The following is a 24,041-nucleotide window of genomic DNA, read 5'->3' as shown; positions in this document are numbered from 1 at the left end:
CCTATCGACTCCTCCCAGTCTGAAGCAGTCATTGGCTTGAGCTCTATCGAACGACGTTCTCCGCTGAGATGGTCAGTTCCAAGTACCCCGTCCCCGCATCCACCTCCCGCCCCAACCGCCACCCCTCCATCTCCGCCACCACCAGCTCCACCGTCGTCCGCACCGCGTTCCCATACCCCACATGCCCGCCCCACACGCGCCCCTGCGCGTCGGCCACGCTCATGTGCAGGTGCGCGCCCTGGGGCGAGAGCGAGCCCGAGAGGCTGAGGATTTCGAAGGGCCCGGTCCAGCGGGTCTCCTGCTCGGCGGCGGCCAGGCGGAGCACGGCGCCGTCCAGGCTGCCGATGCCGGCGACGACGAAGAGGGCAGGGCCGTCGGCATGGTCGATGGCGTGCTGTTCCAGCGAGCGCCGCAGGTCGGCGCCGGGCGAAAGGCGCAGGGGGGTGAAGCTCATGGCGCCATCGTGCCCGGAATGGGCAGTCGGCGCTCAGCGCGTCAGCGACCGGAACTGCGCGATGACGGCATCGAAGCTCGCATCCGCCGTCAGCCCCAGTCTTCGCGCACGCTCGCTCTCGAAGCGCGAGGGCCAGCCGCCGACGATGCGGGCGACGGCCGCATCCGGCTTGACGGTGACGCGGGCGGCCACCGCCTTGCCGGCGCTGCGCTCCAGGGCCTGCACCATCTCCGCCACGGTGACGCTGAGGGCCGGCAGGTTCAACGCGGTGCGCCCGCCGAACTCGGCGCGGCTGGCTTCGGCCACGCGCAGGATGCCGGCGATGGTGGTGTCGGGCGAGGCCAGGGCGACGGCGGTGGACGGGTCCACCGGGCAGATGGCGTCGATGCCCGCCAGCGGCTCGCGCACGATGCCCGAGAGAAAGCCCGAGGCCGCCCCGTTGGGCCGGCCCGGCCGCACCGACACGGTCATCAGCCGCGCGGCGCGGCCGTCGATGTAGCCCTTGCGGGTGTAGTCGGCCACCAGCTGTTCGCAGATGAACTTGTGGATGCCGTAGCTGGACTGCGGCGTGGGCAAGGTGTCGTCGCGCACGACGGGCGGCAGCGGCACGGCCTCGTCGGCGCCATAGACGGCGACCGAGCTGGCAAAGAAGAACAGCGGCGCCTTGCCGGTGCGGGCGTGCTGGGCGCGCAGCGCCTCCAGCAGGCGTCGCGTGGCTTCGAGGTTGCTGCGCAGGCCCAGTTCGAAGTCCGCCTCGCATTCGCCCGACACGGCCGAGGCCAGGTGGAAGACGGCGTCATGGTCGCCCACCATCAGGCCGTCCAGCCGCTCCAGCAGGTCGCCGGCCTCGCACTTGACCCGCGGGTCCGCCATCAGGGCGGGATCGCCGACCGGATGCAGGTCGGCCAGGGTGAGCGTGTCGATGGGCTGGCCGCACAGGCTGCCGCGTTGCAGCAGGCTGCGCGCCAGCAGGGTGCCGAGGAAGCCTGCGCCGCCGGTGATGAGGATGTTCATGCCGCCACTATCGCCGGTCTACACCACCGCGCAGCCGCAGCTCATGCGCCAGTTCCCCCGGTCGCCCACGATGATCGGCGCCGACGCCGACCCGGCGCAGCAGCCGGCGCCATGCATCCCGGCCGCACCGGGCGCCTGCGCCATACCGCTCTTGCGCCGCTGCTGGTAGCCGCCGTACACGTTCACCGGCAGCCAGTCGGGCATGGGCTTGACCACGGCCGGCGCCTGCGCGGCAAAGGCGCCGCTGCCGTGCACCACCGCGCCGCCCACCACCGTCAGCACGGCGGTGATGTCGCGGATGTCGTCTTCGGGCACGGCGAAGTAGTCGTCCGACAGCAGCGCGAAGTCGGCCAGCTTGCCGGGCTGGATGCTGCCTTTGCGGGCCTCGTCGCCGGTCAGGGCGGCGCCCTCCAACGTCCACATACGCAGCGCCTCGTCGCGGCTGACCAGGTTGCGGTCGGCATTCAGGCGCGTGTCGCCCATGGTCTTGCCCGTGACCAGCCAGTGCAGCGAGACCCACGGGTTGTAGCTGGTGGCGCGGCTCGAATCGGTGCCGCAGGCCACGGGCAGGCCCATGGCGCGCATGCGGCCGATGGCGGGCGCATCGGCCGCGGCCTCGCGGCCCCAGGTCTGCGCGAAGACCTCGCCGTCCAGCGACATGCGGTTCTGGATGGCGATGCGTCCGCCCATGGCGGCCACGCGCTCCATGGAGCGCGGCGACAGCGTCTCGCAGTGGTCCAGCGCCCAGCGCACATTCTTCATCGGCACGTCGCGGTTGACCTTCTCCAGCACGTCGAGGATGCGCGTGGCCGTGCTGTCGTAGCTGGCATGCATGCGGATCGGCCAGCCCTTGCCCACGAGGTAGGTCGCCACCTCGGTGAGCTTGCTTTCCATGATGGCCGGGGCGGGCGCGACGCTCTTGCCGAAGTTGGCCGGGTCGGTGGCGGCCCACAGGATGTATTCGCCCGCGCCCACCATGCGCAGCCAGTCGTCGCCCTGGCCGGGCGCGACGCGCTGCGACCAGGCCTGGTAGTCGGCCAGCTCCTGCCCCGGGCGCTGCGCGAACAGGTTGTACGAGATGCGCAGCGTCATCTTGCGCTCGGCCGCGAGCTGGGCGATGCCGCTGTAGTGCTCGGGGTAGTTCTGCCCGCCGCCGCCGGCATCGACCACGCTGGTCAGGCCCAGGCGGTTCATCTCGCGCATGTAGAGCTGGGTCGACAGCGCCTGGTCGTCGTCCGAGAGCTTCGGCACGCGCGCGAACAGGGCCACGAGGCCGCCCAGGCTGGTGGTGTTGACCACCAGGCCGGTCGGGTTGCCGGCAGCGTCCTTCTCCAGCACGCTGCCGATGGGGTTGGGCGTGTTGCGGTCGAAGCCCAGCACCCGCAGCGCCGCGCGGTTCAGGAAGGCGCGGTCGTACAGGTTCATGACGAAGCAGGGCACATCGCCGGTGGCGGCATTGATCTCCTGCAGCGTGGGCAGCCGCTTCTCGCGGAACTGGTAGGGCGAGAAGCCACCCACCACCTGCACCCAGTGCGGCGGCTGCGTGCGCCGCGCCTGGTCGCGCAGCATGACCAGCGCATCGGCCAGCGAGGGCACGCCGTCCCAGCGCAGCTCCTGCGTGTAGGTGAGCCCGCCGCGGATGAAGTGCGCATGCGAGTCGATGAGGCCCGGCACCACGGTGCGGCCCTGCGCGTCGATGACGCGGGTGCGCGGGCCGATCCAGCGCTGCATGTCGGCATCGCTGCCCACGGCGGCGAACTGCTCGCCCACGATGGCCAGCGCCTGGGCGCGCGGGCGCTTGGGGTCCACCGTGGCGATGCGGGCGTTGAGCAGCACCACGTCGGCCGGGCCGGCGGGTGCGGTGCTGGCACAGCCGGCCAGCGCACCGCCCAGGCCCAGGCCCGCGACGCCGCCGGCCGTGGCCAGGCCCAGCGAGCTGCGCAGGAACTGCCGGCGCGGCGGCTCGGGCTCGGCCTCATGGCCGCAGGCGGGGTCGCACCAGTGGCGGTAGCGGGGCGTGTCAGAAGTCGTCGTGGCGGCGGCGTTGCCGCCCAGGCTGAAGCGCTTCATGGCGAGGCGGCTCCGGGCTCAGTCGACCTTGATGCCGGAGGCCTTGACGATGCGCGCGCTCTTGGCCGTCTCGTCCGCCAGGAAGGTGTCGAACTGGGCCGAGGGCATGGTGAAGGGCTCGGCGCCCAGCTTGTCGAGGCGGTCCTTGAGGTCGGGCGCGGCCATGATCTTTGCGACCTCGGCCTGCAGGCGGTCGATCACGGGCCGCGGCGTCTTGGCCGGCGCGAACAGGCCGACCCAGAACAGGTACTCCGAGCCAGGCACGCCGGCCTCCACCGTGGTGGGCAGGTCCGGCTGCACCGACGAGCGCTTGCCCGTGCCCACGGCCAGTGCCTTGAGCTTGCCGTCCTTGATGAGCGGCAGCGCCGACACCATGGGCGCGAAGAACCAGTCCACGCGCCCGCCCATCACCTCGGTCATGGCCTCGGGCGTGCCGCGGAAGGGCACATGCTGCGCCTGGATGCCCGCCGCCAGGCGGAAAACCTCAGCATTCATGTGCGTGGCCGAGCCATTGCCGGCCGAGGCGTAGTTGAAGCCACCCGGCTTGGCCTTGACCTGCGCGACCAGGTCCTTCACGTCGGCGAACTTGCCGGGCGACGTGACCAGCACATTGGGCAGGCTGGCCATGGGCGTGATGCCGGCGAAGTCCTTGAGCGTGTCGTAGCTCAGGTTGGGATAGATCGACGGGTTGACCAGGTGCCCCGCCGAATGCACCAGCAGCGTGTAGCCGTCGGCCGGCGCACGCGCCACCTGCACCGCGCCCAGCGTGCCGCCGGCGCCGGGCTTGTTCTCGACCACCACCGAGGTGCCGAGCGCGGGGCCCAATCGCTCGGCCACCAGCCGGGCCACGATGTCGGTGCCGCTGCCGGCCGTGAACGGCACGATCAGCCGGATGGTCTGGCCGCGCGGCCAGTCGCCCTGGGCGTGTGCAGAGGCAAAGGCCGTGGCAGCCAGGGCGCCGGCGATGAAGAGGCGGCGGCCGAAGCCGCGGGTCGAGGGGAAGGTCATGTCTTGTCTCCGTCTTTGTCTTCTGTGGGGGATGGGCGATCAGCCGTTGGGGCTGCGCTAAGTCTTTGGCCCTGGCGGCTCGTGCGGCATCACCAGCGCCACCAGCACCGGCCGGTTGCTGCGGTTGACCAGCTGCCGCTTCTCGCCCGGCGCGAAGCAGCAGGAGTCGTAGGGGCCGAGCTCGTGCTCCTCGGTCTGGCCATCGAGCTCGCCGATGACGGTGAGCCGGCCTTCGAGCACGAGGTAGAGTTTTTCCATGGGCGAGCCGTCCAGGCCGGTGTGGCCACCGGGCAGGATCTGGCTCATGCCCATCCACATCTGTTCGGAGGGCCCGGCCTCCTTGCCCTGCAGGCGCAGGCAGCGCATGTCGAAATGCCGGGGCGCCTCATAGGTGGGCGCCTGGTCGAAGCGGGTGACGTGCATGGCGGTCGTCTCCGTGCCGGCGTCAGGGCCGCAGCACCACGCGGTCGGTGCTGCCCGACAGCACCTGCCGGTAGGCCTGCAGCGCCTCGTCCAGCCCGAAGCTGCGCGCCACCGCAAAGGGCTTGAGCGTGCCGCGCTCGAAACCCTCGCGCATCGCGTCCAGCTGCGCCGTCGAGGCCACGCAGTCCATGGCCAGCGAGTCGATGCCGACGTAGGTGTGCATGCCCCGGTAGAAAGCAAAGATGTCAAAGGGCACCGCGCGGTCGTGCGTCGCGATGAAGATCTGCGTCGCACCCTTGGCCATGGCCTTGTTGGCGGCCTCGAAGTAGGCGCTGCCCACGGTGTTGTAGACCACGTCGGCCCCGCGCCCGCCGGTGAGTTCGAGCACGCGCGCGGCCACGTCTTCGTGGCTGGCATCGATGACATCCACTGGCGCGCAGGCGAAGCCCTCGAAGGGCCCGGGCCGGCGCTGCACGGCGATCACCTTCGCGCCGCCCTGGGCCGCGAGCTGCACCGCCGCCTGACCCACCTTGCCGTTGGCGCCCAGCACCAGCACCACCTGGCCCGCCTGCGGCATGCCGCTGCGACGGAAGCCCTCGTAGGCCGTCACGAAGGGCACGCCCACGGCGCCGGCTTCGTCCATCGAGATGTTGCGGGGGCGTTCGCGCAAGGCGGCTTCGGGCAGCAGCAGGTAGCGCGCATGCGAGCCGTCGCGGGTGATGCCCACATCGCCGCCGGAGCCATACACCTCGCGGCCGATCCAGGCGCTGGGCCCGGCGATCACGGTGCCCGCAAAGTCGCGGCCCGGCGTGCGCGGCCACACGGCCTTGGGCATCAGGCCCAGCGTGGCCTTCACGTCGCTCGGGTTGACGGCGGCGGCACCGATCTGCACCACCGCCATGCCCGCGGCCGGCGTGGGCGGCGGCTGGTCGACGAGGGCGAGCTGCAGCGACGCGAGGTCGGTGGCCTTCTGCTCCACGCGCAGGGCGCGGGCGGCGCCGTGGGGGTTCGGGTTCGAAACGGCGTTCATCGTGCGGCTCCTGCGGCCGGCAGGCCGAGCATCTGGCGCGCCTCGGCGGCGCTGGCCACCTGGCCGCCCAGGCTGCGGATGATGTCGCGCGCCTTGGCCACCAGCTGGGCGTTGCTTTCTGCCAGCACACCGTGCGACAGGTAGATGTTGTCTTCCATGCCCACGCGCACATGGCCGCCCATGAGCCAGGCCTGGGCCACGATCGGGAACTCCATGCGGCCGATGCCGAAGGCGCTCCAGAAGGCGCCGCGCGGCAGCATGTTGCGGGCGTAGAGCAGCGTCTCGGGCGTGGGCGCAAAGCCGTACTTCACGCCCAGCACGAAGGTCCACATGCCGGGGCCGTCGAGGGTGCCATCGGCGATCAGGTCCAGCGCCAGGTTGATGTCGCCGGAGTCGAAGATCTCCAGCTCGGGCTTCACGCCCGCCTCCCGGATCACCTTGGCCATGCGCCGCACGTTCTTCGGCGTGTTGATCACCACGTCGGGGCCGCTGTTCATGGTGTTGAGGTCCAGCGAGCAGACGTCGGGCTTGATGAGCGCGATGTGTTCCACGCGCCGCTCCGGCGGCAGCAGCGAGGTGCCGGGCGCGTAGACCTTGGGGTCGTCATCGCTGGGCACGAAGCGCCCGCCGGGGCCGGTGGTGAGGTTGATGATGAGCTCGCGGTCGTGGCGGCGGATGCGCTCGACCACCTCGCGGTAGAGCTCCACCTCCATCGACGGCTTGCCGGTGCCGGGGTCGCGCACATGGATGTGCACCAGGCCCGCGCCCGCCTCGGCCGCGGCCAGGCATTCGTCGGCGATCTGGGTGGGGGTGATGGGCAGGTGCGGGGTCTGCTCGGGCTTGACCAGGTTGCCCGTCACGGCGCAGGTAATCAGCGTCTTGTTCATTGGACCCCCACGCTTGTCACTTCGTGTACTTCGCTGCCCCCCGAGGGGGCTTTCGCGCCTTTGGGCGGCCATGCGGCGCTCATAGGTGCCTCCCCCCATCCACCACGATGCGCGTGCCGGTCACGAAGCGCAGCGTGGTGGCCAGCGCCTCGACCGTGGCGGCCACGTCCTCGGGCAGGCCGATGCGGCCCAGCGGCGTGGTGGTGGCCATCTTGGCCTTGAAGTCCTCGCCGCGGCCGGGCACGAAGGCCGACTCCACCGCGCCGGGCGAGACCGACACCACCCGCACGGCCGGCGCCAGCGCCTTGGCCAGCGCATCGCCCACCACGTCCAGGCCGGCCTTGGCGGCCACATAGGCCAGGTTGCTGCCCACGCCGGTGAAGCCGGCGATGGACGACACGTTCACGATCAGCCCGTCGCCGCTCGCCTTGAGCAGCGGCGCGAAGGCGCGGATGGTGGCGAACACGCCGCGGAAGTTGGCCTGCAGCAGCTCGTCGATCAGTTCGTCGGTCAGGCCGTCGAGGTCGGCCGCAGCCACCGGCCGGGTGTGGCCGGCGCTGTTGACCAGGATGTCGCAGCGGCCGTGATCGGCCTTCACCTGCGCGGCGGCGGCCTGCAGGCTGGCGCTGTCGACGATGTCGGCGCGCAGCGCGCCGTGGCGCTGGCCCTCGGCCGAGGGCAGGGCGGCGGCGCGGGCGTCGGCGTCCTCGGCCTTGCGGTGCAGCAGCACGCAGGTGGCGCCCAGGGCGGCCAGGCGCTGCGCGCTGGCATAGCCGATGGCGCCCAGCCCGCCGGTGATGACGGCCACCTTGCCGTCCAGGCGTGAAACAGGGGTGAAGCTCATGGTCTTGCAGTCATGAAGGAAGGGGTTGAAAGAGGAAGAAGAAGAACGATCAGGGAATCGGCGGGCGCGGGAACTTGGTCTCGCCTGGCTCCAGCTGGAAGTCGTAGGCCAGCGTGGCGCTCTGCCCATCGGGCTGCAGCGCATAGCGGCCGATCAGCCGGCGCGTGACGCCGAAGGTCGGGTCGCTTTCGAGGTTCTCGTCGTCGTCGGCATAGACCTGGCTGACCAGCACCTTGAAGCCCGGCTTGCTGACCATGAAGTGCAGGTGCGCCGGCCGGTTGGGATGGCGGCGCTGGGCCTTCAGCAGCACGCCGCAGGGGCCGTCCACCGGCACGGGGTAGCCGGCGGGCCGCACGCTCTGGAAGTGGTAGCGGCCCTCGGCATCGGTGCGAAAGCGGCCGCGCAGGTTCATGTTCTCCTGCGTCGGGTCCTGGTTCTCGTACAGGCCCACGGGCGAGGCCTGCCATACGTCCACCATGGCGTCGGCCAGTGGCCGGCCCTGGCCGTCGCGCACCACGCCCGAGACGAACAGCGGCACGCCCGGTGTGCCCGAGCGGGCGATGGAATCGCCGCAGGCGCAGTCCGGCGCATTGGCGCGCCAGAAGGGGCCCAGCAGGGCAGAGGGCGACTCGCCCTGCGGATCCTGGTTGTTCTGCAGCGCCACCAGGGTCGAGATGCCGAGGATGTCGGCGGCCAGCACCACCTCGTTCTTCTTCTCGCCGGTGGCCTGGCCGATGGCGACAATGAAGTCCAGCGCCTGCTCGAACTCCTCTTCGCTGAGCTTCACCTCCTGCACGAAGGCATGCAGGTGGCGGGTGAGCGAGGCGATCACCTCGCGCAGCCGGGGGTTGGGCGTGCGGGCCATCGCATCCAGGGCGATGGGCAGCACCGAGTCGGGGGTCGTCACGATGTTCATGACCGGGGCTCCGTGTGCAAACGTTTGCACATTATTGGTCCTGATCTGGCGCAAAGCAAAGGGCACAATCGCAGCATTGACCCTCTTGACATGCCGCTGCCAGAAAGGCAAACGTTTGCACACATGACTGCCGCCAAGACGCCCAAAGTCACCATCCGCGATGTCGCCACCGCCAGCGGCGTGCATGTGTCGACCGTCTCGCGCGCCCTCGATCCGGCGCGGCGCAAGCGCATCAGCAAGGAGGTGCTGGAGCTGGTGGAAGAGACGGCCCGCCGCCTGGGCTACCAGCCCAACCGCGCGGCCTCGGCGCTGCGCACCGGCCGCACCCACACCATCGGCGTGCTGCTGCCGGACATCACCAACCCGGTGTTCCCGCCCATCCTGCAGGGCATCGAGGCCGCGGCGGCGGCGCGCGGCTACTTCGTCTTCGTGGCCAACGTGGGCGACCCCAAGCTGGCGCAGCCCATCCTCGCGCGCATGAAGGCGCAGCAGATCGACGGCCTGGTGATGGCCATCGCGCTGCGCGAGGACCCGCTGATCGACTTCGTGCGCGACAGCGGCATGCACGCCGTGATGGTCAACCGCGCCGACGAGAGCGGACGCCTGCCCGCGGCGGTGAGCGACGACCGCCTGGCCATGAAGCTGGCCGTCGACCACCTGGTGGCACTGGGCCATCGCCGCATCGCGCACTTGGCGGGCCCGCAGACCGTGCCCACCGGCGTGGGCCGCCGCCAGGGCGTGGAGCAGGCGCTGCGCGACCACCGCCTGCCGCCGCCGCGCATCGTCGAATGCGACAGCTACAGCCGAGAGGCCGGCCAGCAGGCCATGCACGCGCTGCTGGAGGGCGAGGGCGAGCGGCCCGGCGCGGTGGTCTGCTGCAACGACCTGGTGGCGCTGGGCGCCTACGACGTGCTGCGCGCGGCCGGCCTGCGCATTCCGCAGGACATCTCCATCACCGGCCACAACGACATGCCGCTGGTGGACATGGTCGATCCGCCGCTCACCACCATCCGCCTGCCGCACCGCGAGCTGGGCTGGCAGGCGGCGGAGATGCTGTTCCAGGCCATCGAGGGGCAGGCGCTGCTGGCCTCGACGGTGGTGCTGCGGCCGGAGTTGATCGTGCGTGCATCCACTTCGGCCCCGGCTGCGTATTGATGCGTTCGGCCGCGCGCCCTGCGTGCGGCTCCGTGGGGGCGACTCGGCCGCCAACGCCAGGCCGGGCGCCCAGATGCCAAAGTGGCAGGACGTGACAACTTTGTCAATTAATTCACGAATTGACACAATTGTCCCGCTCCCGCCAGCAAGCGCTCGACTTGCTAAAACTTTTTGCGTATTGCCTCGCCGCCTGCCGTTGGACTAGGCCGTCGGCATGACTGTTGCCTCCGATTCAGCAGTGGGGACGTGTTGCGGCCAATGAGGACTGCGGTCGCCGCGTCATGACGAGGATGTGAATGAGTGAAGTGATGGCATGCCCGGACGAGGCCGGGCAAGCGACTGTGGCGCGCGCCGCGTCGGCGATGAAGGTCGACGAGCCGGACACAGCAGCCCCGCCGCCACCGGCGGCCACCGGCCACGCCGGGATCTGGGCAGCCGGACTGGCATCGGCCGCACTGGCCGCGTGCGGAGGCGGCGGAGGCGGGGGAGGGGGCGGCGGCGTCTTGCCGATCGGCGTGGGGTCGACCGGGGCGGCGCCCGCGCCGGCGGCTCCGGCGCGCAGCGGCGGACCCGCGCTCGGTGCCCTGACCAATACCCCCACGGCCCAGACCTACCGCTACCTCCAGCCGCAGAACGACGCCGAAGCCGCGCGCTTTCTGCTGCAGGCCCAGTTCTCGGCCACGCCCGAGGACATCGCCGCGGTGCGCAGCCAGGGCTACCGCGCCTGGCTGTCTGCGCAGTTCGACGCGCCGGCCAGCCAGGCGGCCTGGGCCTGGCTCGAATCGCTGCCTTATCGCTCCACGGCCAACACGCTCGATGTGGATGCGATGGCGTGGCGCCAGCTCATCGTGCCCGCGGATGCGGTGCGCCAGCGGGTGGCGCTGGCGCTGTCGGAGATCTTCGTGGTTTCGGCCGGCTCCATCGGCAGCAACTGGCCGGTGCATGCCATGGCGCAGTACTGGGACATGCTGGTGGCCGGCACGCGCCGCAGCTTCCGCCAGCTGCTGGAGGACGTGACGCTGAACCCGGCGATGGGCCTGTTCCTCAACACCCGCGGCAACCAGAAGGAAAACGCCACCACCGGCCGCCAGCCAGACGAGAACTATGCGCGCGAGGTGATGCAGCTGGTGACCATCGGCCTGGTGCAGCTGGAGCAGGACGGCCGTGCGCGCGTCGACGCCAATGGCCGCCCGCTGGACACCTACACGCTGGACGACGTCACCAACCTGGCCCGCGTGTTCACCGGCTACGACCTGGACATCCGCAGCGGCGAATCGGGCAGCGTCACGCTGCCCGGCGCCGCCAACGCCATCGAGAGCAATGCCTGGACGCAGCGGCCCATGGCGCTCAATGCCTCGCGGCATTCCACCCTGGCCGTGCGCTTTCTGGGCACGAGCATCGCCGCCGGCACCCCGGGCGCCGAGGCGCTGCGCATCGCGCTCGATGCGCTGACCAACCATCCCAACACGGCGCCCTTCATCAGCCGGCAGCTGATCCAGCGGCTGGTGTGCAGCAATCCCTCGCCGGCCTATGTACGGCGGGTGGCGGACGTGTTCGTGGACAACGGCGCCGGCGTGCGCGGCGACATCAAGAGCGTGGTCGCCGCCGTGCTGCTGGACAACGAGGCCCGCGGCCCCGAAGGCCTCACGGCGCCCACCTGGGGCCGCGTGCGCGAGCCGATGGTGCGGCTCGCGCAATGGGCGCGCAGCTTCGGCGTCACGTCGGCGGCCGGCACCTGGCGCATCGGCAACCTGTCGAGCAGCATCTTCGGGCTGGGCCAGAGCCCGCTGCGCTCGCCCTCGGTGTTCAACTTCTTCCGGCCGGGCTATGTGCCGCCTTCCACCGCCCTGGCCACGCAGGGGCTGGTGGCGCCGGAGTTCCAGATCGTCAACGAGACGGGCGTGGGCGGCTACATCAACTTCATGGCGAGCATCCTGCAGGCCGGCTTCAACAGCCGCGACGTGCTGGCCGCGTACACGCGCGAGAAGGCGCTGGTGCTCGACCCGGCGGCGCTGGTGGACCAGCTGTCGCTGGTGCTCACCGCCAGCCAGCTCTCGAATGCCACCCGCGCGCTGGTCGTCGACGCGCTGAGCGACCCGCCCGTGACGGCATCGAGCACCGACGCCGTCAAGCTCAACCGCATCACCGCCGCGGTGCTGCTGGTCATGAGCTGCCCCGAATACCTGGTCCAGAAGTGACCACCGCCTGATCCGTTCCCCATGCATCTCATCGACACCGACGCGCGGCACAGCCGCCGCGCCTTCCTGCGCCGCGCCGGCCACCTGGGCCTGGCGGGCAGCGCCATGCCCTGGGCCCTGAGCCTGGCCGCCATGGGCGATGCCGCGGCCCAGTCCGCCAACGACTACAAGGCGCTGGTCTGCGTCTTCCTCTACGGCGGCAACGACTACGCCAACACCGTCGTCACCTACGACGACGCCAGCCATTCCGCATACAGCACCATCCGCATCCCGCAGGCGCAGGGCGGCATCGCCCTGGCCAAGGACTCGGCGCTGGCCGCCACGCGGCTGGCACCCACCACCGCCCTGGCCGGGGGCCGCGAGTACGCGCTCAACCCGTCCATGACGGCCATGGCGCGACTCTTCCAGGCCGGCCAGGCGGCGGTGATGCTCAACGTGGGCCCGCTGGTCGTGCCCATGACACGGGCGCAGTACGCGGGCGGCAACCGCACCACCTATCCGGTGCCGCGCAACCTGTTCTCGCACAACGACCAGCAGTCGGTGTGGCAGGCCTCGTCGCCCGAGGGCGCAACCGTGGGCTGGGGCGGCAACATCGCCGACGAGTTCCTGGCCGGCAACACGGGCGCGACCTTCACCTGCATCTCGGTCAGTGGCAATGCGGTCTTCCTCTCGGGCGACAACGCGCTGTGCTACCAGGTGGGCACCAGCGGCGCGGTGGCCATCAACCCGGCACGCAGCGGCGGCAGCACCTTCGGCTCGCGCAAGCTCAACACCGCGCTCGCCCAGCTGGTGCAGCAGCCGCGCAGCCACGTGCTGGAGAACGAATACAACCGCGTCACGGCACGCGCCATCGGCGCTGCGGACACCGTCAACGGCGCCATCGGCTCGGCCTTTGCCAGCGGCACCTTCCCGGCCAACAACAGTCTGGCCGACCAGCTCGCCATGGTGGCGCGACTGATCCGCGGCCGCAGCACCCTGGGCGTGCGTCGGCAGGTGTTCTTCGTCTCGCTGGGCGGCTTCGATCTTCACGACAACCTCATCGCCAACCATGGCGGGCTGCTGGGCAAGGTGTCGGACGCGATGGCCGCCTTCCAGGCGCAGATGGACAACCTGGGCCTGGGCGGCAGCGTCACGCAGTTCACCGCCTCGGACTTCGGCCGCACGCTGTCGAGCAATGGCGACGGCAGCGACCACGGCTGGGGCAGCCACCATTTCGTGGTCGGCGGCGCCGTGCGCGGCAAGTCCTTCTATGGCACGCCGCCGCCGGTGAGCGTGGGCAACACCAGCGCCGAGGCCGACCAGTGGCACGTGGGCCAGGGCCGCCTGCTGCCCACCACCTCGGTGGACCAGTACGCCGCCACACTGGCCAAGTGGTTCGGCGTGGCCGATGCCGACCAGCTGCGCATCCTGCCCAACCTGCGCAACTTCGGCGGCAGCGCGAACGGCATCGCCTATCCGCGCGACCTGGGGTTCATGGCCGCCTGAGACGGCCCGACGGGGCCGGGGCCCGGTCAGGCCTTGCGCTGGGCGTCGCGATACGCCGCGATGCGCTGCTGCAGGCCCGGGCGGGCGGCCGAGCGCACCAGCCGGGCCAGGTCCCGCGCATCGCCGTCCGTGCCGCGGCGGCGGCGGTCGTCGGCCACTGCGGCATGGATGGCGCGGTGCGTCGGCAGGTCCAGCCGCTGCGCCTGTTCTCGCCGGGCAGCCAGCGCCGATTCGAGGTCGGTCATTTCGACCTGCCGCGTCGCCAGACCTGCCGCCAGTGCGGCAGGTCCGTCGATGACTGCGCCGCTCTCCACCCACCCGGCCGCCGTGCCGGCGCCGACCTGGTCGGCCAGCCGCGCCGTGCCGAGCACCAGCCCGAAAGCCGCACCGGGAAAGGCGAAGCTGGCCTCGCCCACGATCCAGCGCTCGCTGCAGGCCGCGAACAGGTCGGCGCCGGCGCCCATCGTGCGCCCCTGCGCCAGTGCCAGCGTGGGGAAGGGCGCGGCATGCACCGCCTGCAGCATCAGCTCCACCCGGGTGAAACGGGCGAGCAGGCTGTGGTCGGTCTCCTGCTCGAGCGCGGACAGATCGAAACCGGTGCAAAAATGGCGACCGGCACCGCGCAGCACCAGCAGGCGCAGCCGAGGGTCGGCGCTGGCCTGCTCGACGGCCTCGTGCAGCTGCGCCACCAGCGTCGCCGACAGCGCGTTGCCCCGGTCGGGCCGCTCGAGCCAGATCTCCAGCAGGTCGCCCGTGCGCACCGTGCGCAGCGGCGCCTGCGCGGATGACGGCGCGCTCATGCGGTCGCTCCCGCCCAGAGGTTGGGCACCAGCGCGTTCGAATAGCCCGAGACGAAGGGCTTGACCTCGGTCGTGCCCGGTACATAGACATGCCGCGCGATGCGGCCGATGTTGCCGCCGTACAGGTGGATGCTGATGGAGACACGGTCGGGCAGGGCGTTGCACACCTGGTGCACGTCGCCCTCGGTGGGCGAGAGGATCTCCAGCTCGCCGGGGACGAGGACCTGCGCTTCGCCTTTGGCGGTCATCCGCCCTTCGGCGTCGCGCGTGAAGCGCTGGCTGGATTCGCGGCCCCGCAGCATGGCCACGATGCCCCACACGGTGTGGTCATGCACCGGCGTCTGCTGGCCCGGCCCCCAGACGAAGCTCACCAGCGAGAACCGGTCGAGCGGATCGCCGTAGAGCAGGTGCTGCTGGTAGTACGTCGGATGCGGCTGGGCCATGGCATCGGGCAGCCAGTCGTCCTGCGCCACCAGCGTCTTCATCAGCGGCGCAGCGCCGGCGAGCAGCCGCGGCTCGTCGGGGCCCTGGGTGTCGACCAGCCGTGTCATCCCACGCACGAATTCGAGCAGCCGGCTCTCGGCGCGGACGGCGCTCATGCGGCGCTCCAGCCGCTGTCCGTGCGCAGCGCCTCCGTGTGCTCACCCAGGGCGGGCGGCGGACGCCGGATCGGAAAGCCCTGGCCATTGAGCCGCACCGGCGACGCGAAGGTGCGCGTGGTCTGGCCGCCCGGCAGCTGCAGCGGCTGCACCCAGCCCATGTGCTCGGTCTGCGGGTCGGACAGCGCCGCGGCGTAGTCGTTGATGCGGGCATGCGGCACGCCCGCGGCCTGGAAGGCGTCGATCCAGTGCGCCACCGGCCGGGTGGTGAACACGGCTTCGAGAATGTCGCGCAGGGCCGCCTGGTGGCGCGCCCGGTCGGTGGTGGTGACGAAGCGCGCGTCCTGGGCGAGTTCGGGCATGCCCACCACGCCGAGCACATCGAGCCAGAGCTTGTGGTTGCCGGCGGCGATGGCGAAATGGCCGTCCTGCGCGCGGAAGGCCTGGTAGGGCGCGTTGCGCGGGTGGGCCGAGCCCAGCTTGGCCGGGCTTCGGCCCGTGCCGAAGTATTCGCTCGTCTGCAACGCGGCCACGCCCAGCGTGCAGCCGAACATGGGGATGTCGATGTGGGCGCCGCGGCCGCCGGCGCGCACATGGGCCAGCATGGCGGCGATGGAGAAGGCCGCATACAGGCCGGACGCGAAGTCCGACAGGGGCACGCCGCACTTGACGGGATCGCTCTCGGGCTCGCCGGTCACGCTCATCACGCCCGCCGCGGCCTGGATCGTCAGGTCGAAGCCGCCCTCGGTGGCCCGCGGGCCACTCTGCCCATACGCCGAGATCGAGCAGAACAGCAGCGTGGGCTTGTCGGCCGACAGGGCCGCGTAGCCCAGTCCGAGCCGGTCCATCACGCCGGGGCGATTGTTCTCGACCAGCACATCGGCCTCGAGGATCAGCCGCCGCGCCACGGCCAGATCGTCGGCATTCTTGAGGTCCAGCACCGCCGAGCGCTTGTTGCGGTTGAGCGAGGCGAAGTTCTCGCTGTAGCCCTGGTTCAGCGGCGGCCACTGGCGCAGGCCGTCACCGGCGGGCGGCTCGATCTTGACCACCTCGGCCCCCATGTCGGACAGCAGCATGGTCGAGAACGGCCCCGAGGCGGTCGAGCAGAACTCGACGACGCGCACACCGGACAAGGGAAGGATCGGGGGAGAGGCAGCAGTCATGGAAGAAACCTGGAAGACGCGGCGCCGGCTCGGGGAAAGCGCGTTCGCCGCTGCGGGCAGATGGGTGCGATGCGAGGTCGAAGCGACAGTTTGGCTAAGCAGCCATCCGCATTTCGAGGAACGCGGCGGTGTCGGCCGCGCCCATGCTTCGGGCAAGACTCAGCGCGTCCAGCCCCTCAGAGCTCAGAACAGCGGGGTCGGCATCGTGTTGCAGAAGCAGCTTGACGATCTCGAGGCGGTTGAACATCGCGGCGAACATCAGAGGCGTCTTGCCGCCGGGAGGAGCGAAATTCGGACGAGCGCCGGCAGCGAGAAGCCGCTCGACGACGGCCTCGTAGCCCTTGTACGCGGCAGCCGCCATCGGCGTCTGGGCCATGTCGTTGTACCGGTCGGGTTCTGCGCCCGCGTCGAGCAAGGCCTTGGTCGCCTCGATGTGTCCGTGATAGGCCGCGAGCATCAGGAGCGTGTCGCCCTTGTGGTTGCTCATGTTGGGCGGGAGACCTTTCTCCAGCAAAGACGCAAGCCTTTGAGCATCGCCGGTGCGTGCAAGCTGGAAGACCTGGCGTGCAAACTCGAGAAACTCTTCGTTGGGTGGCTCTGAGCCGTCGCCTGGGTGGGTCATGTCGTGGTCCTGGGTAGTCGTTGAAGGCTCGAACGAATCATTCTGCTACGGCGGGGTGGGGCGAGGCCGGCCCAACCCAGGGTGCCGCCAAGTCACCCGAGCGCGTGCGTCTTGCCGCGGTGCGGCGGATTCACCGCCGCGACGTCCGCTGCGCCGGGTCGACGTTTTAGTTGACATAATACACATTGCATTTCTTTAAAGCGTGTTGAGCTCGCCGCGCCTTCCCCCAAACCGACTGACCTCTCCACCAAATGGGGCGCTGTCCTGCTTGCATTTGTTTACATTCATCGCAAGCTCTGGCCTTTCTTGACTGCTCAACTGCGTGCGGATCACTTCACCCATGAAAGACCGATGGGGGACCACCACCACACGGCGACGGTGGCTGCTTGGCTTCACCCTTCTCGAATTGCTGATCGTCATCGCGCTGATCGGCGTGCTGGCGGCCATCGGCCTGCCGCGCTATGCCGACTATCGGGAGCGCATGAAGGTCAACGACGCCGTGCGTGACATCGGCGTGATCGCCGCCAAGCTCAGCATGTACGCCATGGCCAATGCCGGCTACCCGGACTCGCTCACCCAGATCGGCTGGACCCAGCCGGACCCCTGGGGCAACGACTACCAGTACCTGGCGATGGCGGGCGCCACCGTGGGCCAGAAGCGCAAGGACCGTTCGCTGCACCCGCTCAACAGCGACTTCGACCTCTACAGCATGGGGCCGGACGGCCGCAGCGTGCCGCCCCTGACCGCCAAGGCAAGCGAGGACGACATCATCCGCGCCAACGACGGCGCCTTCATCGGCAAGGCCTCCGACTACTGAGCACGATGGCCGGGCCCTGGCAGCGCTTCACCGTCGTGTTCCGCAGCCGCTGGGGCTGGCGGATCTTCCTGGGTGCCTTCGTCATCGTCGCGCTGCCGTTGCTGGGCGTGTCGCTGATCTCCTACGAGCTGACCGACGCGCTGCAGCGACGTGCCACCCAGCGGCTGATGGCCGAGGCCACCAAGGCGGCGAACGTGAACCTCTACGATCGGCTGCGCGCTGCCGAACTGCTGCTTCGCGCGCGCGCCCAGGCCGAGGCCAGCGGCATGCCCAACGACGCGCTGGAACTGCAGGCGGCGACGGTGTTCGACGGCGTCGTGCCCACCGCCAAAGCGCTGGCGGGGCCGCGCAGCGAAGTCCAGCTGCTGCCCGCGGCGGGCGGCATCGGCGTGCAGCCGGTGATGCGGATCGCCGCGCCGGGCGGTGGCAGCATCGAAGGCCGCATACGGCCCGAATATCTGCTGGAGAACCTTGCCAGCAGCAGTCATACCGTCTGCGTCCAGAGCGAGCAGGCCCCAGGCCCGCACTGCCTCTCGCCACTGCAGGGTCATCTGGTCGAGCTGGCGCATGCGCGACCGCTGTACATGGCGCCGGTGTTCGATGGCGCCGATTGGCTGATCACCGCAGCGCCACAGCGCGATGCCTACCGCTTCCTTCCGCTGGGCAGCGGCGCCGCGCTGGCCCAGGCCACGGGCCTGGCCTTCCTGCTGGCACTGATTGCCAGCTCCTTCTACTCGCGGCGCATCACCCGGCCGCTGGAGGCGTTGATCGAGGCCACGCGCGCGGTGCGCACCGGCGACTTCGGCCAGCGCGTCGATGCCGCGGTCATGACGGACGAATTCCGCGAGCTGGCCGACTCCTTCAACGGCATGGTCGGAGAGATCGGCGCAGACCTTGCCTTCTCGCAGGTGCTCGCCCAGATGGACACGGCCATCCTGGCGCGGCAACCGTTGCAGGACATCGCGGCCCTTGCGCTCCTGCATCTGACGGATTCGGATCCGGCGCGGCGCTTCGCATTCCGCATCACGCCCAAGGACGGCGGACCGGCGGACGAGCTGGTGCTCGATGCCGACCGGCACCTGCAGCACCGCGCGCCGGCGCCGAACGCGACGCCGGTGCACGTCGAAGTGCTGCCTGTGGCGCAGCGCGCGGACAGCACCTTCACGCTTCAGGTGGACACCACGCAGGCCACGCCCTGGCCCGCCCGCAGCCGTCAGGAGACCGAGGCCCTGTGCGCCCGCCTGGCTGTCGCGGTGCAGGCCGACGAGCGGGAGCGCCAGCTCGTCTCGCGCGCCGTGGTGGACAGCCTGACCGGCCTGCTCAACCGGCTGGGCCTGGTCGATGCCCTCGACCAGGCCATGGCGCAAGCCGCGCAGCGCGACGATGTGCTGGCCGTGGCCTTCATCGACCTGGACGGCTTCAAGGACGTGAACGACGCCTACGGCCACAGCGTGGGCGACCGGCTGCTGCAGCAGGTGGCCTACCGCCTGCGCGCCAGCCTGGCCAGTGCCGATGCGCGGCTTGCCCGCATGGGCGGCGACGAGTTCGTGCTGATGGTCTGTGGCGAGAGTTCCGACGCCCTGCACACCTTGCTGCAGGGCGTGCTCACCGCCATGCAGCAGCCCTTCCGCATCGATGCCCTAGACGTGCAGATCGGCGCCAGCATTGGCGTGGCGGCCTTCCCCGACCATGGCCGCGACCACGAGACGCTGCTCAAGAACGCCGATGCCGCCATGTACGCCGCCAAGTCGGGCGGCCGCAACCGGGTGGTCGACTACACCAGCACGCTCAATGCGTCCACGGCCGAGCGCCTGGAGCTGCGCCGCAGTCTGGCGGGCGCGCTGGCCGCGGGTCAGCTCTTCCTGCTCTTCCAGCCGCGTGTGCGGGCCATCGATGGCGTCGTCGCCTCGGCCGAGGTGCTGCTGCGCTGGCAGCATCCCGTCAAGGGCCGCATCCCGCCCGACCGCTTCATTCCCATCGCCGAAGAGGCCGGGTTGATCGGCGAGATCGGCCTGTGGGTGCTGCGCGAGGCCATGCAGCAGGTCAGTCACTGGCGCATGCAGGCGAATCCGCCGCTCACGCGGCTGTCGGTCAACCTGTCGCCGCTGCAGCTGGCGCACCGCGACTTCGTGCCGCAGGTGGAGGCGCTGGCGGCCGCCTTTCCGCTGGCGCGCGGCGCCATCGAGCTGGAGATCACCGAAGGCGCCTTCTTCCGCGACATCGAGGGCTGCGTGCACAAGCTGGGCCGGCTGCGCGCCATGGGCTTCGACATCGCGCTCGACGACTTCGGCGTCGGTTATTCGGCGATGAGCTACCTGAGCACCCTGCCCCTGGACACGCTCAAGATCGACAAGAGCTTCGTGCAGGCCTTCGGCCAGCAGACCACGGCCTACGCCATCGCCTCGGCCATCGTGGCGCTGGCCGCGGCGCTTGACAAGCGCGTGGTGGCCGAAGGCGTGGAGACCGAGGCCCAGGCCGCGCTGCTGCGCGAGCTGGGCGTGGACGAACTGCAGGGCTACCTCTTCAGTGCCCCGGTTCCGGTGGAGGCGCTGGTGTTGCCGGCCGGCGGGGAACGGGAGCAATCCGCCGCCCCGTGGTAGGCAGTGGCCGCGCCGCGCCTCAGCGGACGATGCGGCTGCTCTCCCGCACGACCAGCGTGCAGGGCACCAACGTGCAACTCGCCGCCCGTGTCTCGGGCTGTGTCGTCCCCAGCAGGCCCAACACGCGCCGGGCCGTCTGCTGGCCGATCTCGTAGCGGGCCGGGCGCAGCGTGGTCAGCGCCGGTCGCAGCCGCACCGAGATCGGTGCGTCGCCAAAGCCCGCGATGGCGGCGTCGCGCGGCAGCGCCAGACCCCGGGCCGGTGCTTCCAGGATGGCGCCGGCCGCCATGTTGTCGTTGGCGAAGACCAACGCCTGCGGCCGGGCACCCGGCGCCTGCGCCGCATGGGCGGCCATCACGCGCGCGCCCGCCTCATAGTCGTCATCGACTTCGGCCACGGCCACATCGGGCGGCAGGCCGGCAGCCTGCATGGCCTGGCGGTAGCCGGCAGCCCGCTGTTCGGCGCGGAAGTCCTGGCTGGCCCGCGGCAGCACGAAGCGGATGCGCGTCGCGCCCTGCGCCAGGAAGTGCTCGGCCAGTTGCACGCCCGCCTCGGGATGCGGAAAGCCGACCTGGTGGAAGGGCCGGCCCTCGACCAGCCCCCAGGCCTCTACCACCGGGATGTCGAGCGCCTGCAGCATGGCTTCGGCCGCCGGCGTGTGGTCGTCGCGCGTCAGGATCAGCGCACTGGGATGCCAGCCGGCAAAGGTGCGGATGGCCGCCTCCTCCAGCTCGCGCGAATACTGGGCATTGGCCAGCAGCAGTTGCAGGCCCGAGGCCTTCAGTTCGTCCGTCATCCCGTTGACGAGGTCGGCAAAGGTGCTGCTGGCGATGTTCTGCATCACGGCGCACACCACGCGGCCGCGGCCGGAGGCCAGTCCGCCCGCCATCTGGCTGGGCACGTAGCCCAGGCGGTCCACGATCTCCTTGAGCCGCTCCCGCGCGGCGGCCGACACCTTCTCGGGCGCATTGAAGTAGCGCGACACCGTGATCGCCGAGACGCCGGCCAGGGCGGCCACGTCATGGATGGTGTGCGTGCCCGCCTTGCGGCGTGGCGCCCGCGGCGTGGAGGAGGAGGAAGAAGACGAGGAAGAAGCAGGCTTCATGGTTAGCACCGATGGCCGCCAAGGGCCCCAGGCGCCTAGACTAACAGTATGTTAGCGGTAACAGTTACCGCTGACATCCTCAATCAGGAGACTCCGATGCCCCTCGACCGCCGCCTGTTCGCCCAGCTGGGCCTGGCCGCCTGCGCTGCCTGCGCCCTGGGGCCGGCCGCGGCCGCCGAGCCCACCGCCTACCCCACGCGGCCATTGACGCTGGTGGTGCCCTACCCGGCCGGCGGCGTGGCCGACCAGTTCGCGCGCAGCTTCGCGCAAGGCCTGTCGGAGCGGCTCGGCCAGCCGGTCGTCATCGACAACCGCGCCGGCGCCAACGGCAACATCGGCTCGGCCTACGTGGCGCGCAACCAGCCGGCGGACGGCTACACGCTGCTGCTGGGCTCGCTGAGCACGCTGGCCATCAATCCGCAGATCTACGCCAGCATGGGCTACGAGCCGCAGAAGGACCTGCAGCCCATCACCCTCACCCACCAGATGCCCAACGTGCTGCTGGTGGGCGCGCAGACGCCCTACCGCAGCGTGGCCGACGTGGTGGCCGCGGCCAAGGCGCAGCCCGGCCGGCTGGTGTTCGGCTCTGCCGGCAACGGCAACACCATGCACCTGGCGGGCGTGCTGTTCGAGAAGAACAGCGGCACGCAGCTCGTGCATGCGCCCTACAAGGGCGGCCCACCGGCCCTCACCGATGTGCTGGGCGGGCAGATCCCCATGATGTTCAACAACCTGCCGGCCGTCACAGGCCACAGGCAGGCCGGCAAGGTGCGGGTGCTGGCGGTGGCCGACACCAAGCGCTCGGCCGTGATGCCCGACGTGCCCACCTTTGCGGAGGCCGGCGTGCCGGGCGTGGTCTCGGTGGTGTGGAACGGCATCCTGGTGCGCCGCGGCACGCCGGCCGACATCGTGCAGCGGCTCCATCGCGAATCGGTGGCCGTGCTGCAGCAGCCGGCCTTCCGCCAGCCGCTGGAGGCCCAGGGCTACGAGGTGCTGAACTCCACCCCCGACGAGTTCGAAGCGCTGATCCGCAAGGACGGCACCGCCATGCGCGCCCTGGTCAAGGACGCCGGCGTGAAGATGGATTGAAAGGAAGACGCTTGCGCCGCAGCATCGATCAATTGCGAAGCCAGCGCTGGTTCGCCAGCAACGACATCCGCGGCTTCGCCCACCGCCAGCGCATGCAGCAGCAGGGTCTGGCGCGGGAGGAATTCATGGGCCGGCCCATCGTGGGCATCCTCAACACCTGGAGCGACCTCTCGCCCTGCCACGCCCACCTGCGCGAGCGCGCGCAGGCCATCAAGCGCGGCGTGCTGCAGGCCGGCGGCTATCCGCTGGAGCTGCCCGCCATGAGCCTGGGCGAGGTGATGGTCAAGCCCACCACCATGCTCTACCGCAACTTCCTGGCCATGGAGGCCGAGGAGCTGATCCGCAGCCTGCCGCTGGACGGCGTGGTGCTGCTGGGCGGCTGCGACAAGACCACGCCGGGCCTGGTGATGGGCGCCCTGTCGATGGACGTGCCCGCCCTCTTCTGCCCGGCCGGGCCCATGCTCAACGACCGCTACCAGGGCCAGAGCGTCGGTGCCGGCACCCACACCAAGAAGTACTGGGAGAAGTACACCGTCGGCGAGATCGACCAGGCCGAGTGGATCGCCCTGGAGGCCCGCATGACGCGCGCGCCCGGCACCTGCAACACCATGGGCACCGCCAGCACCATGACGGCCATCGTCGAGGCCATGGGCCTCACGCTGCCGGGCGCCAGCAGCATCCCGGCCATGGATGCCAGCCACACGCGCATGGCCTGGGCCTGCGGCCAGCGCATCGTCGAGATGGTGTGGGACGACCTCAAGCCCTCGCGCTTCATCACCCGCGCGTCCTTCCTCAACGGCGTGGCGACCTGGATGGCGCTGGGCGGCTCGACCAATGCGGCGGTGCACCTGCCGGCCATGGCGGGGCGCACCGGCATCCCGCTCGGGCTGGACGATTTCGACGACATGGCGCGCCGGGTGCCGGTGCTGGCCAACCTCTTCCCGGCCGGCGACCGGCTGATGGAGGACTTCTACTACGCCGGCGGCCTGCCCGCGCTGCTGCAGCGCATCGCCGGCGTGCTGGACCTGGGCGCGCAGACCTGCACCGGCCGCACGCTGGGCGAGAACATCGCCGGCGCCGTGCCGCTGGACGACGCCGTGATCCGCCCGCTCGACCAGCCCGTGGTGGCCGCCCCCGCCGAATGCCCCGAGGCCGGCCTGGCGCTGGCCGTGCTGCGCGGCAACCTGGCGCCCGACGGCGCGGTGATCAAGCCCTCGGCCGCCAGCCCGCGACTGCTGCGCCACACCGGGCCGGCGCTGGTGTTCGACTCCAACGCCGACATGCTGGCCGCCATCAACGACCCCGCCCTCGACGTCACCGAGGACAGCGTGCTGGTGCTGCGCAACGGCGGCCCGGTGGGCGGCCCCGGCATGCCCGAATGGGGCAACCTGCCCGTGCCCAAGAAGCTGCTGCAGCGCGGCGTTCGCGACATCCTGCGCCTGTCCGACTCGCGCATGAGCGGCACCCACTACGGCACCTGCGTGCTGCACATCTCGCCCGAGTCCGCCGTCGGCGGTCCGCTGGCCCTGGTGCGCACGGGCGACCTGATCCGCATCGACATCGGCGAGCGGCGTCTGGAGCTGCTGGTGCCCGACGAGGAGCTCGCCGCCCGCCGGCGCGACTGGATGCCGCCGCCCCAGCCCTATGTGCGCGGCTTCACCCGCATCTACCAGCGCGAAGTCACCCAGGCCCACCTGGGCTGCGACTTCGACGTGCTCGCCGGCAACGCCGCCACCCCCGAACCGCCCATCTATTGACCCGA

General features: G+C 70.6%; 21 protein-coding genes. 7 read left to right on the top strand and 14 right to left on the bottom strand.

Annotated elements, in window-relative coordinates:
- Positions 1-43 precede the first annotated feature (43 nt).
- The 9 genes from BXA03_RS08905 to BXA03_RS08865 all read right to left on the bottom strand — a co-directional run bounded on the left by BXA03_RS08905 (position 44) and on the right by BXA03_RS08865 (position 8,646).
- On the bottom strand, positions 44-454 hold the full coding sequence (locus BXA03_RS08905; RefSeq protein WP_076506318.1) for a PPC domain-containing DNA-binding protein: 411 nt from the start codon (positions 452-454) through the stop codon (positions 44-46).
- 33 nt (positions 455-487) lie between these two features.
- The gene (gene denD, locus BXA03_RS08900; RefSeq protein ID WP_076506315.1) at positions 488-1,468 is read right to left on the bottom strand and encodes a D-erythronate dehydrogenase; all 981 of its coding nucleotides are present in this window, start codon (positions 1,466-1,468) and stop codon (positions 488-490) included.
- 18 nt (positions 1,469-1,486) lie between these two features.
- Positions 1,487-3,538 (bottom strand): amidohydrolase, encoded by a 2,052-nt coding sequence (locus BXA03_RS08895; protein WP_076506312.1) that lies wholly within the window; start codon positions 3,536-3,538, stop codon positions 1,487-1,489.
- 18 nt (positions 3,539-3,556) lie between these two features.
- On the bottom strand, positions 3,557-4,546 hold the full coding sequence (locus tag BXA03_RS08890) for a tripartite tricarboxylate transporter substrate binding protein (RefSeq protein ID WP_076506309.1): 990 nt from the start codon (positions 4,544-4,546) through the stop codon (positions 3,557-3,559).
- A 57-nt stretch (positions 4,547-4,603) separates the two neighbouring features.
- Positions 4,604-4,969, bottom strand: a complete 366-nt coding sequence (locus tag BXA03_RS08885; RefSeq protein ID WP_076506306.1) for a cupin domain-containing protein — start codon at positions 4,967-4,969, stop codon at positions 4,604-4,606.
- A 22-nt stretch (positions 4,970-4,991) separates the two neighbouring features.
- Positions 4,992-5,999 carry a quinone oxidoreductase family protein gene (locus tag BXA03_RS08880; RefSeq protein WP_076506303.1) on the bottom strand — a complete coding sequence of 336 codons (1,008 nt, stop codon included), beginning with the start codon at positions 5,997-5,999 and terminating at the stop codon, positions 4,992-4,994.
- Positions 5,996-6,886 carry a beta-keto acid cleavage family enzyme gene (locus tag BXA03_RS08875; protein ID WP_076506300.1) on the bottom strand — a complete coding sequence of 297 codons (891 nt, stop codon included), beginning with the start codon at positions 6,884-6,886 and terminating at the stop codon, positions 5,996-5,998. Before BXA03_RS08875 ends, BXA03_RS08880 begins: the two co-directional genes overlap by 4 nt.
- Positions 6,887-6,965: 79 nt before the next feature.
- Positions 6,966-7,730: an SDR family NAD(P)-dependent oxidoreductase gene (locus BXA03_RS08870; RefSeq protein WP_076506288.1), complete on the bottom strand. Its 765-nt coding sequence runs from the start codon at positions 7,728-7,730 to the stop codon at positions 6,966-6,968.
- A gap of 49 nt (positions 7,731-7,779) precedes the next feature.
- The gene (locus BXA03_RS08865) at positions 7,780-8,646 is read right to left on the bottom strand and encodes a dioxygenase family protein (protein WP_076506285.1); all 867 of its coding nucleotides are present in this window, start codon (positions 8,644-8,646) and stop codon (positions 7,780-7,782) included.
- A 123-nt stretch (positions 8,647-8,769) separates the two neighbouring features.
- Here BXA03_RS08865 and BXA03_RS08860 point away from each other — a divergent pair, with 123 nt between their 5' ends.
- The 3 genes from BXA03_RS08860 (at position 8,770) to BXA03_RS08850 (ending at position 13,484) form a co-directional block, all read left to right on the top strand.
- A complete protein-coding gene (locus BXA03_RS08860; protein ID WP_076506283.1) occupies positions 8,770-9,801 on the top strand; it encodes a LacI family DNA-binding transcriptional regulator in 1,032 nt (343 codons plus the stop codon).
- A 296-nt stretch (positions 9,802-10,097) separates the two neighbouring features.
- The gene (locus BXA03_RS08855) at positions 10,098-11,999 is read left to right on the top strand and encodes a DUF1800 domain-containing protein (protein WP_234983636.1); all 1,902 of its coding nucleotides are present in this window, start codon (positions 10,098-10,100) and stop codon (positions 11,997-11,999) included.
- A 21-nt stretch (positions 12,000-12,020) separates the two neighbouring features.
- The gene (locus BXA03_RS08850) at positions 12,021-13,484 is read left to right on the top strand and encodes a DUF1501 domain-containing protein (RefSeq protein ID WP_076506279.1); all 1,464 of its coding nucleotides are present in this window, start codon (positions 12,021-12,023) and stop codon (positions 13,482-13,484) included.
- Positions 13,485-13,510: 26 nt separating this feature from the next.
- Here BXA03_RS08850 and BXA03_RS08845 read toward each other — a convergent pair whose 3' ends face one another.
- The 4 genes from BXA03_RS08845 to BXA03_RS08830 form a co-directional block, all read right to left on the bottom strand.
- Positions 13,511-14,284, bottom strand: coding sequence for an enoyl-CoA hydratase/isomerase family protein (locus BXA03_RS08845; protein ID WP_076506277.1), 774 nt, complete (start codon positions 14,282-14,284; stop codon positions 13,511-13,513).
- Positions 14,281-14,883 (bottom strand): cysteine dioxygenase family protein, encoded by a 603-nt coding sequence (locus BXA03_RS08840; protein ID WP_076506274.1) that lies wholly within the window; start codon positions 14,881-14,883, stop codon positions 14,281-14,283. The genes BXA03_RS08845 and BXA03_RS08840 overlap by 4 nt, the downstream gene beginning before the upstream one ends.
- Positions 14,880-16,046, bottom strand: a complete 1,167-nt coding sequence (locus BXA03_RS08835; protein ID WP_076506272.1) for a CaiB/BaiF CoA transferase family protein — start codon at positions 16,044-16,046, stop codon at positions 14,880-14,882. Before BXA03_RS08835 ends, BXA03_RS08840 begins: the two co-directional genes overlap by 4 nt.
- A gap of 94 nt (positions 16,047-16,140) precedes the next feature.
- Complete coding sequence (locus BXA03_RS08830; protein WP_076506269.1) at positions 16,141-16,668, bottom strand: ankyrin repeat domain-containing protein; 528 nt, start codon at positions 16,666-16,668, stop codon at positions 16,141-16,143.
- A 340-nt stretch (positions 16,669-17,008) separates the two neighbouring features.
- Between BXA03_RS08830 and BXA03_RS27490 the strand changes: the two genes are divergently transcribed.
- Together BXA03_RS27490 and BXA03_RS08820 are read left to right on the top strand one after the other, a co-directional pair.
- The gene (locus BXA03_RS27490) at positions 17,009-17,485 is read left to right on the top strand and encodes a prepilin-type N-terminal cleavage/methylation domain-containing protein (RefSeq protein ID WP_076506267.1); all 477 of its coding nucleotides are present in this window, start codon (positions 17,009-17,011) and stop codon (positions 17,483-17,485) included.
- 5 nt (positions 17,486-17,490) lie between these two features.
- Positions 17,491-20,085 carry a putative bifunctional diguanylate cyclase/phosphodiesterase gene (locus BXA03_RS08820; protein WP_076506266.1) on the top strand — a complete coding sequence of 865 codons (2,595 nt, stop codon included), beginning with the start codon at positions 17,491-17,493 and terminating at the stop codon, positions 20,083-20,085.
- A gap of 19 nt (positions 20,086-20,104) precedes the next feature.
- Here BXA03_RS08820 and BXA03_RS08815 read toward each other — a convergent pair whose 3' ends face one another.
- Entirely contained in the window at positions 20,105-21,190 is a 1,086-nt protein-coding gene (locus BXA03_RS08815; RefSeq protein WP_076506263.1) for a LacI family DNA-binding transcriptional regulator, read from the bottom strand.
- Positions 21,191-21,286: 96 nt separating this feature from the next.
- Here BXA03_RS08815 and BXA03_RS08810 point away from each other — a divergent pair, with 96 nt between their 5' ends.
- Complete coding sequence (locus tag BXA03_RS08810; protein ID WP_083715974.1) at positions 21,287-22,279, top strand: Bug family tripartite tricarboxylate transporter substrate binding protein; 993 nt, start codon at positions 21,287-21,289, stop codon at positions 22,277-22,279.
- Between the two features lie 11 nt (positions 22,280-22,290).
- Complete coding sequence (gene araD / locus BXA03_RS08805; protein WP_083715973.1) at positions 22,291-24,036, top strand: L-arabinonate dehydratase; 1,746 nt, start codon at positions 22,291-22,293, stop codon at positions 24,034-24,036.
- Positions 24,037-24,041: the final 5 nt, after the last annotated feature.

It is taken from the genome of Pseudacidovorax sp. RU35E (assembly GCF_900156165.1).
In the GTDB taxonomy this organism is placed as follows: Bacteria; Pseudomonadota; Gammaproteobacteria; order Burkholderiales; family Burkholderiaceae_C; genus Xenophilus.
This window is presented reverse-complemented; position numbering and strand designations above follow the sequence as displayed.

What these genes read in the sequence shown, in the direction of transcription:
- BXA03_RS08905 (WP_076506318.1), bottom strand. Translation starts at nt 454, where the DNA reads ATGAGCTTCACCCCCCTGCGCCTTTCGCCCGGCGCCGACCTGCGGCGC.
- denD (WP_076506315.1), bottom strand. Translation starts at nt 1,468, where the DNA reads ATGAACATCCTCATCACCGGCGGCGCAGGCTTCCTCGGCACCCTGCTG.
- BXA03_RS08895 (WP_076506312.1), bottom strand. Translation starts at nt 3,538, where the DNA reads ATGAAGCGCTTCAGCCTGGGCGGCAACGCCGCCGCCACGACGACTTCT.
- BXA03_RS08890 (WP_076506309.1), bottom strand. Translation starts at nt 4,546, where the DNA reads ATGACCTTCCCCTCGACCCGCGGCTTCGGCCGCCGCCTCTTCATCGCC.
- BXA03_RS08885 (WP_076506306.1), bottom strand. Translation starts at nt 4,969, where the DNA reads ATGCACGTCACCCGCTTCGACCAGGCGCCCACCTATGAGGCGCCCCGG.
- BXA03_RS08880 (WP_076506303.1), bottom strand. Translation starts at nt 5,999, where the DNA reads ATGAACGCCGTTTCGAACCCGAACCCCCACGGCGCCGCCCGCGCCCTG.
- BXA03_RS08875 (WP_076506300.1), bottom strand. Translation starts at nt 6,886, where the DNA reads ATGAACAAGACGCTGATTACCTGCGCCGTGACGGGCAACCTGGTCAAG.
- BXA03_RS08870 (WP_076506288.1), bottom strand. Translation starts at nt 7,730, where the DNA reads ATGAGCTTCACCCCTGTTTCACGCCTGGACGGCAAGGTGGCCGTCATC.
- BXA03_RS08865 (WP_076506285.1), bottom strand. Translation starts at nt 8,646, where the DNA reads ATGAACATCGTGACGACCCCCGACTCGGTGCTGCCCATCGCCCTGGAT.
- BXA03_RS08860 (WP_076506283.1), top strand. Translation starts at nt 8,770, where the DNA reads ATGACTGCCGCCAAGACGCCCAAAGTCACCATCCGCGATGTCGCCACC.
- BXA03_RS08855 (WP_234983636.1), top strand. Translation starts at nt 10,098, where the DNA reads ATGAGTGAAGTGATGGCATGCCCGGACGAGGCCGGGCAAGCGACTGTG.
- BXA03_RS08850 (WP_076506279.1), top strand. Translation starts at nt 12,021, where the DNA reads ATGCATCTCATCGACACCGACGCGCGGCACAGCCGCCGCGCCTTCCTG.
- BXA03_RS08845 (WP_076506277.1), bottom strand. Translation starts at nt 14,284, where the DNA reads ATGAGCGCGCCGTCATCCGCGCAGGCGCCGCTGCGCACGGTGCGCACG.
- BXA03_RS08840 (WP_076506274.1), bottom strand. Translation starts at nt 14,883, where the DNA reads ATGAGCGCCGTCCGCGCCGAGAGCCGGCTGCTCGAATTCGTGCGTGGG.
- BXA03_RS08835 (WP_076506272.1), bottom strand. Translation starts at nt 16,046, where the DNA reads ATGACTGCTGCCTCTCCCCCGATCCTTCCCTTGTCCGGTGTGCGCGTC.
- BXA03_RS08830 (WP_076506269.1), bottom strand. Translation starts at nt 16,668, where the DNA reads ATGACCCACCCAGGCGACGGCTCAGAGCCACCCAACGAAGAGTTTCTC.
- BXA03_RS27490 (WP_076506267.1), top strand. Translation starts at nt 17,009, where the DNA reads ATGAAAGACCGATGGGGGACCACCACCACACGGCGACGGTGGCTGCTT.
- BXA03_RS08820 (WP_076506266.1), top strand. Translation starts at nt 17,491, where the DNA reads ATGGCCGGGCCCTGGCAGCGCTTCACCGTCGTGTTCCGCAGCCGCTGG.
- BXA03_RS08815 (WP_076506263.1), bottom strand. Translation starts at nt 21,190, where the DNA reads ATGAAGCCTGCTTCTTCCTCGTCTTCTTCCTCCTCCTCCACGCCGCGG.
- BXA03_RS08810 (WP_083715974.1), top strand. Translation starts at nt 21,287, where the DNA reads ATGCCCCTCGACCGCCGCCTGTTCGCCCAGCTGGGCCTGGCCGCCTGC.